Source organism: Pseudomonas sp. C5pp (assembly GCF_000814065.1).
Lineage (GTDB): Bacteria > Pseudomonadota > Gammaproteobacteria > Pseudomonadales > Pseudomonadaceae > Aquipseudomonas > Aquipseudomonas asiatica.
Genome location: NZ_JWLN01000025.1, coordinates 90,712 through 98,929, shown reverse-complemented (window position 1 = coordinate 98,929; position 8,218 = coordinate 90,712). Strand labels below are relative to the sequence as shown.

General features: G+C 61.4%; 9 protein-coding genes. 6 read left to right on the top strand and 3 right to left on the bottom strand.

The features are described 5' to 3' along the window. Positions 1-190 precede the first annotated feature (190 nt). The 6 genes from RR51_RS19775 to RR51_RS19750 all read left to right on the top strand — a co-directional run bounded on the left by RR51_RS19775 (position 191) and on the right by RR51_RS19750 (position 4,617). Positions 191-1,129, top strand: a complete 939-nt coding sequence (locus tag RR51_RS19775) for a 2-hydroxyacid dehydrogenase (protein WP_039614457.1) — start codon at positions 191-193, stop codon at positions 1,127-1,129. 50 nt (positions 1,130-1,179) lie between these two features. Then, positions 1,180-1,968, top strand: coding sequence for a PhzF family phenazine biosynthesis protein (locus RR51_RS19770; protein ID WP_039614456.1), 789 nt, complete (start codon positions 1,180-1,182; stop codon positions 1,966-1,968). 93 nt (positions 1,969-2,061) lie between these two features. Continuing rightward, positions 2,062-2,469, top strand: a complete 408-nt coding sequence (locus RR51_RS19765) for a GFA family protein (RefSeq protein ID WP_039614455.1) — start codon at positions 2,062-2,064, stop codon at positions 2,467-2,469. A gap of 112 nt (positions 2,470-2,581) precedes the next feature. Beyond that, a complete protein-coding gene (locus RR51_RS19760; protein ID WP_003254365.1) occupies positions 2,582-2,920 on the top strand; it encodes an FKBP-type peptidyl-prolyl cis-trans isomerase in 339 nt (112 codons plus the stop codon). Positions 2,921-3,209: 289 nt separating this feature from the next. After that, positions 3,210-3,716 (top strand): hypothetical protein, encoded by a 507-nt coding sequence (locus RR51_RS19755; protein ID WP_039614454.1) that lies wholly within the window; start codon positions 3,210-3,212, stop codon positions 3,714-3,716. Positions 3,717-3,954: 238 nt separating this feature from the next. Then, positions 3,955-4,617, top strand: a complete 663-nt coding sequence (locus RR51_RS19750; RefSeq protein ID WP_039614453.1) for a hypothetical protein — start codon at positions 3,955-3,957, stop codon at positions 4,615-4,617. Positions 4,618-4,820: 203 nt separating this feature from the next. Here RR51_RS19750 and RR51_RS19745 read toward each other — a convergent pair whose 3' ends face one another. The 3 genes from RR51_RS19745 to RR51_RS19735 all read right to left on the bottom strand — a co-directional run bounded on the left by RR51_RS19745 (position 4,821) and on the right by RR51_RS19735 (position 8,093). Beyond that, positions 4,821-5,549: an aspartate/glutamate racemase family protein gene (locus RR51_RS19745; RefSeq protein ID WP_039614452.1), complete on the bottom strand. Its 729-nt coding sequence runs from the start codon at positions 5,547-5,549 to the stop codon at positions 4,821-4,823. Between the two features lie 16 nt (positions 5,550-5,565). Then, positions 5,566-7,098, bottom strand: a complete 1,533-nt coding sequence (locus RR51_RS19740; RefSeq protein ID WP_039614451.1) for an NCS1 family nucleobase:cation symporter-1 — start codon at positions 7,096-7,098, stop codon at positions 5,566-5,568. 557 nt (positions 7,099-7,655) lie between these two features. Further along, entirely contained in the window at positions 7,656-8,093 is a 438-nt protein-coding gene (locus RR51_RS19735) for an Lrp/AsnC family transcriptional regulator (protein ID WP_003260363.1), read from the bottom strand. Positions 8,094-8,218: the final 125 nt, after the last annotated feature.

The window sequence follows — 8,218 nt, the reverse complement described above, 5'->3', positions numbered from 1 at the left end:
CCTCCCTCCGCAAGACCTCTGCTCGGCCTCCTGAAGTCGCGAAGATCAAGATCAAGATCAAGATCAAGATCAAGATCAAGATCAAGAGCAAGAGCAAGAGCAGAACAGTGCAGTTTCACCTCTTTATTTCGGTTGACTGTACTGGCCGGTGACTCCGCATAATGTCGCCTCGAACTGACCCGGAGGTGGCATGCACAAGACAGTCCTGGTGCTGGTGGAAACCGTCGATGATTACCTGCCCATGCTGGAGCAGGCCGGCTACCGTTTGATCCGTGCCCCTTCGCCGCAACTGCGGGCCGAGGCCATCCAGCGCCATGCCCATGAAATCGATGCCGTGCTCACCCGCGGCCCGCTGGGCCTGACTGCCAGCGAAATCGACACGCTGTCCAAACTGCAGATCATCTGCGTGATCGGTGCCGGCTACGAGCAGGTCGACCTGGCCGCGGCCGCTGCGCGCGGCATCACTGTCACCAACGGCGCCGGGGCCAATGCCGAAGCGGTCGCCGACCACACCCTTGCCCTGCTGCTGGCGCTGTTGCGCGACATTCCCCGCGCCGATGCCAGTATCCGCCAGGGCGAATGGAACCGGGTGATCAGCCCCTCGGTGAGTGGCAAGCGCCTGGGCATTCTCGGCCTTGGTGCGGTGGGCCTGGCCATTGCCAGGCGCGCCCATCTGGGCTTCGCCATGCCCGTCAGTTACCACAGCCGCACGCCGCGCCAGGATGTGCCCTACACCTGGTACGACAGCCCGCAGCACCTGGCCGACGCCGTCGACATCCTGGTGGTGGCAACCCCCGGGGGAGCCAACACTCGTCACCTGGTCGATGCACAGGTGCTCGAGGCGCTGGGGGCCGAGGGCTACCTGGTGAATATCGCCCGAGCCAGCGTGGTCGACACCCAGGCCCTGGTGGCCGCGCTGCAGCATGGCCAGCTGGCTGGTGCGGCACTGGATGTGTTCGACGACGAGCCGGCTGTACCCGATGCCCTCAAGGCCCTTGGCAACACCGTGCTCACCCCCCACGTGGCCGGCCAGTCGCCGGAGGCGGCGCGCGACACGGTGACCCTGGTGCTGCGCAACCTGCAGGCGTTCTTTGCCGGCGAAGCCGTGTTGACTCCGGTACGCCAGTAACCCTTTTCATACATCTGCCTGGCAGCGATCGGGCAACAAGGAGTGTGTGCATGCAACTTGAAATCTTCCAGGTCGATGCGTTTTCCGCCGAGCCGTTCGGGGGCAACCCGGCGGCAGTGATCCCACTGCAAAGCTGGCTGCCGGACGACGTGCTGCAGCGCATTGCCGAAGAGAACAACCTCTCGGAAACCGCCTACTTCGTGCGCAACGGCGAAACCTTCGACCTGCGCTGGTTCACCCCGACCGTGGAAGTCGACCTGTGCGGCCATGCCACCCTGGCCTCGGCCTATGTGCTGTTCGAACAGCTGGGCGAGCAGGTGCAGGTGCTGCGTTTCAACACCCGCAGTGGCGAGCTGCGGGTCAGCCGCAACGCTGACGGGCTGCTGGCCATGGACTTCCCGGCCAAGCATCCAGTCGCCGTGGACATGCTGCCGGGCCTGTTGCAGGCGCTGGGCCTGGGCCAGGCACAGGCGCTGTACCGCAGTGACGACTATGTGGTGGTGATCGATGACGCCCTGTTGCTCGACACCCTGAAGCCGGATTTCGTTGCGCTGTCGGCCTTCGATGTGCGCGGTATCGCCGTTACCGCGGCAGGCCGTGGCTTTGATTTCGTCACCCGCTGGTTCGGCCCGAGGGTTGGCGTGAACGAAGACCCGGTGACTGGCTCGGCGCACACCTCGCTGGCGCCGATATGGGCAGAGCGTCTGGGTAGGAACGTGCTGAGCTGCGAGCAGGGTGGGGTGCGCAAAGGGCAGCTGCAGTGCGAAGTGCCGGGTAACGGCCGGGTGATCATCAGCGGGCGGGCGGCGTTGTACCTGCGCGGTACGGTGTACATCTGACCTTGGGCAACTGTCTTGTGCTGCCTGTGCCGGCGATGAGGCCGGTACAGGCATCTATACTTGCTGGCCCATCTTCCGCTCAAGGAGCCAGCCATGGCCCTGGAAAAACACGGCACCTGCCTGTGCGGCGCCACCCGGCTCAAGGTCACCGTCGACAATACCCATATCAGCGCCTGCCACTGCAGCATGTGCCGCAAATGGACCGGCGGCCCATTGCTGGTGGTGCATTGCAGCCAGCCACCGGTGATCGAAGGGCGCGCACCCAGCGTCTATGAGTCTTCCGATTGGGCCCAGCGCGGCTTCTGCGGCCAGTGCGGCACGCACCTGTACTACCGGCTCAAGGCCAATGACTTTCACGCCGTGCCGGTCGGCCTGCTCGACGGCGACCAGGAATGGCATTTCGACTTGCAGATCTTCGTCGAACAGAAACCCGCCTGGTATTGCTTCGCCAACCAGACCAAGGAACTGACTGGCCAGGAAGCCTTCGAGCAGCTCGGCTGATTCAGGCGGCGTGCTGTGATCGATGCGCCAGCACGAAACGCCACGCGAACTTGCCAAACCGGTGCATTCCTGAGAAAAGGGCGGCTTTGTTTCCAGCGTTGGAGTGTGCCCCGTGAGCCAAGAACTGCAGATCATCGACCTCGTGGAGGGGGATGGCAAAGCCGCCGTCAAAGGCGCCCTGATCACCACCCAGTACACCGGCTGGCTGGCCGACGGCAGCGAGTTCGACTCGTCCTGGTCGCGCGGCAAGCCGTTCCAGTGCGTGATCGGCACGGGTCGGGTAATCAAGGGGTGGGATCAAGGCCTGATGGGTATGCGCGTTGGCGGCAAGCGCAAGTTGCTGGTACCGGCACACCTGGGCTATGGCGAACGCAGCGTGGGGGCGATTCCGCCGAATTCGGATTTGACCTTCGAGATCGAATTGCTGGAAGTGCTGACGCGGGATGATTGAGGAAAAGGACTACACGCGCTGTCGGCTAGTGTCTGATTGAGGTGCCGCCCGGGTATGGCTAACCTTGCAGACTCACTGAGTGAAGAGGGTAGCCTATCCATGAAATCGCATTTTTCCTCACGGGTGGTACGCAAAGCGAACGCGCTGTTGGTGGCATCAGGCGCGCGAATGGAAATCTCGTTACCACGCGAACTGGCGAGTGTGGTTACCAACTCCCGAAAGACCCGTTCGGAACTGAAAGCAGCATTCGCGGCTGCGTATTCCCGCCTGCGCAAAGGGTAAGAGCCATATGGCCGATGGCTGTTACAACCACATATACTCGGTGCTTGTGGAGAATGAGCAAGATACACTCGGTATCATTGCCTATTCGTTGTACAAGAGGCAGAAAATCGAGTTTATCCAGGCCTTCAAGATAAAGCATGATCGGGAGCCGAAGGATGAAGACTTGGCCCCTTTCCATGATGTCAGCAACAGCCCCTCGCAGATCGAGAGCTACCGCAATCAGGCCAGCCAGCTTGCTCAAGGCTTTCTTGATGCGTCGATCGCGGCGCAAGCAGTGGAGCTTGAACAGTACTATTCCGATAAAGCAAGCAGCGAAGTCAGGCAGGCCAAGCCAGGATTTTGGTTGGGTGTGGCACAAAGTCTCGTGGGCTCGATTCTCTTCGTGTTCTTGCTGGGCTTTCTGGTGTTCTTCACCTGGAGTCTGAATCAAGGCCCAAAGCAGGTTATCGAGCAGGTATTTGATGTAACCATTCTCGACTCTGTCTCTATGGAACAAGCAGCCGGGCCACCGTAACGGTAATCAGCGAGAGCAACGAGTAACGAACGGACACATTTCAGCAACACCCATCCTCTAATCTAAGCCTTGCCTAGGGAACGGCATCCACCTCCAGGGAGGAACCAAACGGGTTCAGGGCACTCTCACCCTGACTCGTTGCCAAGGACGGCATTCACTACAAGGATGCCCCGCGGTGCTGTTGGCGGGGTGATGTGGCGGGTCTACCCGATTCTTTCTGCCACATGGGCCTGTCTTGATGAAGTTGCCAACATTCTTTCGCCGTCGTCGTCACTGGTTGCTGAGCCTGACGCTTGCAGCCATAGCCGTACCGCTGGCGCTGGAAGTTGTCGAAAGCCGGGCGCAACCGGTGGATGGCACCCAGACCCTTGTGTTCCTGCGCCACGCCGAGAAGCCGGGCGAGGGGCTGGGCCAGTTGAACTGCCAGGGCCTCAACCGTGCGTTGGATCTGGCTACCGTGCTGCCCGAGCGCTTTGGCAAGGCCGACTACGTGTTCGCTGCCAACCCCTCGCGGCATGTCGAGGAAGGCAGCAAGGACCAAAGCTACAGCTACGTTCGCCCGCTGATGACCATCAGCCCCAGCGCCATTCGCCTGGGCCTGCCGGTAAACATCGACTATGGCGCCAACGACACCGACTCGCTGGCCGAAGAGCTGCTGCGCGACAAGTACCGTAACGCGACCGTGTACACCGCCTGGTCGCATGGCTACCTCCCTGACCTGATCAATGCCGTGGCTGGCAAGGCTCTTGGTGAAAAGCGGGTGATCACCGAGGACTGGAGCGGCGACGACTTCGACACCCTCTACGTCCTGACCCTGACCTGGCACGACGGCAAGGCCAGCCTGCTCAGCCGCAATGTGCGTCAGGGCCTGAATGATGGTGCGCATAGCTGCCCGACCTGATCCGCTGGTACTGTTCTGCCGGGAAGCCTGTACAGAGTGACGATGAAGTTGTGTACACAGCGGTTGACCAGAATGATGCTTCGACAGGACCGGCCTCTTCGCGGGTAAACCCGCTCCCACAAGTACTGCGCAGGCCTTGAGAGCAATGCGGTCCCTGTGGGAGCGGGTTTACCCGCGAAGAGGCCAGGACAGGCGAAAGACTCCTAACGCCCGAACCGCATCGGCCAACCCACCACTTTCTTCACCCGTGGCGTGGCATAGGTACGGACCTTGGAGGTACTCAAGCCCATGCGCACCAGCGATTCGGCCATGGTTACCGCCGCGCTCACGCCATCGACCACCGGCACGCCGGTGCGCTGGCGGATCTGCTCGTCCAGCCCGGCCATGCCGCCGCAACCCAGGCAGATCACTTCGGCCTTGTCGTCACCCACCGCTCGTTCTGCCTGCTCGACAATCGCCTCCACGGCGCGCTGTGGGTCGGCTTCAAGCTCCAGCACCGCCAGCCCGCTGGCCCGCACCGATGCGCAGCGGTCATACAGGCCGGAGAGCTTCAGGCGGTCTTCGATCAGCGGCACGGTGCGGTCCAGGGTGGTCACCACCGAGTAGGCATGGCCCAGGTACATTGCCGTGCTGGCGGCTGCATCGGTGATGTCCACCACCGGTACGTTCAGCAGTTCCTGCAAGCCTTCGCGGCCATGTTCGCCGTAACCCGCCTGTATCACGGCATCATAAGGGCCTTCGTAGGCCAGTACCCGGTCCATCACCGCGATGGCGGCCAGGTAGCTTTCGAAGTTGCCTTCCACCGACTCGGCACCGAACCATGGGGTGAGGCCGATGATTTCCGTGCCGGGCGCTGCCACCGCACGGGCCTGTTCGGCAATGGCTTCGGTGATGGCTTCGGTGGTGTTGACGTTGGCGATCAGAATGCGCATGGGTAGTCCTCCCTGGTCAATGGCTGCTGTGGTCCACGGCGATGCATTCGCCGCTGACGTCCTGGTATTGGTGTTTGCGTGGGGCGATCAGCAGGTAAAGTGCGGCGGCGATGCCGGCACCGATCAGCCAGGAGAATGGCGCCACGCCATGGAAGTTGGGCACCAGGGCCAGGACGATGGCCAGCAGGGCGGCCGGCACGAAGGCGGCCACGGCGCGCAGGTTGATGCCCTTGGTGTAGTGGTAGGCGCCAGCCGGGTCTTCGCTGTACAGCTGCGGCACGTTGATGCAGCCTTTGCGCAGCAACCAGTAGTCGGACATGATCACCCCGTACAGCGGGCCGAGCAGGGCACCCAGGCCGGACAGGAAGTACACGATCACCAGCGGGCTGTTGTACAGGTTCCACGGCAGGATCAGCACCGCCAGGGTGGCGCTGATCAGCCCGGCGCGGCGGAAGTTCAGGTGACGCGGTGCCAGGTTGCTGAGGACGAAGGCCGGGGCGACGAAGTTGGCCATGATGTTCACCGCCACCGTCACGATCAGGAAGGCCAGGCAGCCCAGTACCAGGAACGCTGTACTAGGGATGGCCGCGACGATCTGGGTCGGGCTGTCGATGATCTGGCCGTTGATCTGGAACTGCGCGCCGCACAGCACCACGGTGATCACGGCGAACACCAGGATGTTCACCGGCAGGCCCCAGAAGTTGCCGACGCGGATGGTCTTGCGGCATGGCGAGGAGCGGGCGAAGTCACAGAAGTTCAGCACCAGGGTGCCGTAGATCGCCAGCCACAGTGCGCCGCCGGCAAATATGTTGCGCCACATCTCGTAGCCGGTCAGCGGTTCGGCAACTGACCAGGCGATGCGGGCGTCGGCCTTGAAGTACATGAACACCGCCAGGGCGGCGACGGTCAGCAGGATCACCGGGCCGGCAAAGGCCTCGTAGCGGCGCACCATCTCCATGCCATAGGCCAGGATCACCAGCTGTACCAGCCAGATCGACACGAAGCACACCCAGCCCAGGCTCGACAGGCCGAGGATGCTGTCGTGGTCGTAGGCTGCCATCTGCGGCCATACCGCGGTGAGCAGCACGCGCAGCACCACCGAAGCCAGATAGGTCTGGATGCCGAACCAGGCGATGGCGATGACCGCACGAATCAGCGCCGGAATCTGCGCACCATGGATGCCGAAGGCGATGCGGCTGATGACCGGGAACGGTACGCCGGTCTTCTGCCCCATGTAGCCGGACAGGTTCATGAAGAAGTACACCAGCGCCGCGCCGATGGCCAGCGACAGCAGGATCTGCCAGCCACCCAGGCCGAGGGCGAACAAGCCCATGGCGAACGAGTAGTTGGCGATGTTGTGCACATCGTTGGTCCACAGCGCAAAGATGCTGTAGCCGCCCCAGCGGCGGCCTTCGATGCGCGTCGGGGCGAGGTCGCGGTTATGCAGGCGCGGGCTCAGGGCAAGTTCCGGCTGGCTGCCGGCGAGAGTGGACGCGGGGTGGGTGCTGGCGACGGATAGTTCAGGGGCAAGGTCGAAGCTGGTACTCATTCCGGCGGGCTCCTGATGCACGTGGACTGCGATGAGCGGGCATGCGCACGGGCTCGCCATCTCGTCGGTGCAGCGTTGGCATCTCAGGGTTTGGGGCGCGGCGGCCGATGTTGGGTCGGCGTCGCGGGTTCTTGTGTATTTATGTTTTGTTTAGTTTGTATACAAAACACGAACACACAAAAGCGAGTTCCGTGCCAAGGAAAAAGCAAACTTCAGTTGGCCATCATTTTGAATCTATCTTGTTGAAATATAAGTTGATGAAATGAAGGGGATATAAGTTGACCAAATGAACAGGTTTAAATTTTTCGAAGATGATTTAGTTGATCATTTGGTCAGAATAAGTTGTGGGAAGTGTGTAACGTATTGGGGCGTGATCTTGGAAAGTGCACACAAAAACGACACTTATGGTGACATTCTTGTGTACAAAAATTAGTCAGCTTTTTCCTGTGCTGGCCTCTTCGCGGGTAAACCCGCTCCCACAAGTACCCCGTAGCATTCAGGTCGGTCGAAATCCTGTGGGAGCGGGTTTACCCGCGAAGAGGCCCGCACAGGCAGATTCAATCCATCGGCGGCAACCGCCGCTTGACCGGTGTCTTCTTGATGATCGCCGTATTGGTCTCGGCCACCGTATAGAGGCGGTCGAGCAGGGTGTCCAGTTGCTCCATCGAGCGAACATGCAGGCGGGCAATGAAGCAGTCTTCGCCAATTACCTTGTCGCACTCGGTGAATTCGGGAATGGCGATGATCTGCCGCTCCACCTCCTGCAGCTTCCCGGGTAGCGGGCGGATGCGCACGATGGCCTGCAGCTGGTAGCCAAAGGCGCGTGGGTCGACCTCTACGGTGTAACCGCGCAACACGCCGCGTTCCTCCAGGCGACGCAGGCGTTCGCTGACGCTGGGTGAAGACAGCCCGCTGATCTGCGCCAGGGCTTTGAGTGAGCGGCGCGAGTCTTCCATCAGCGCGTTGATTAGCAGTTGGTCGATGGCATCGGTCATGGTCACCTCAATCAGGTTATTCGCGTGATTTGCCTTGATAGTAAAGGCAAACTGGCCAATCTTCCTTCGTTATGCGCTGGAAGGCCGGGCAGCAACCTTTGCATACTGTTGCCATCGTCAACAGG

What these genes read in the sequence shown, in the direction of transcription:
- RR51_RS19775 (WP_039614457.1), top strand. Translation starts at nt 191, where the DNA reads ATGCACAAGACAGTCCTGGTGCTGGTGGAAACCGTCGATGATTACCTG.
- RR51_RS19770 (WP_039614456.1), top strand. Translation starts at nt 1,180, where the DNA reads ATGCAACTTGAAATCTTCCAGGTCGATGCGTTTTCCGCCGAGCCGTTC.
- RR51_RS19765 (WP_039614455.1), top strand. Translation starts at nt 2,062, where the DNA reads ATGGCCCTGGAAAAACACGGCACCTGCCTGTGCGGCGCCACCCGGCTC.
- RR51_RS19755 (WP_039614454.1), top strand. Translation starts at nt 3,210, where the DNA reads ATGGCCGATGGCTGTTACAACCACATATACTCGGTGCTTGTGGAGAAT.
- RR51_RS19750 (WP_039614453.1), top strand. Translation starts at nt 3,955, where the DNA reads ATGAAGTTGCCAACATTCTTTCGCCGTCGTCGTCACTGGTTGCTGAGC.
- RR51_RS19745 (WP_039614452.1), bottom strand. Translation starts at nt 5,549, where the DNA reads ATGCGCATTCTGATCGCCAACGTCAACACCACCGAAGCCATCACCGAA.
- RR51_RS19740 (WP_039614451.1), bottom strand. Translation starts at nt 7,098, where the DNA reads ATGAGTACCAGCTTCGACCTTGCCCCTGAACTATCCGTCGCCAGCACC.
- RR51_RS19735 (WP_003260363.1), bottom strand. Translation starts at nt 8,093, where the DNA reads ATGACCGATGCCATCGACCAACTGCTAATCAACGCGCTGATGGAAGAC.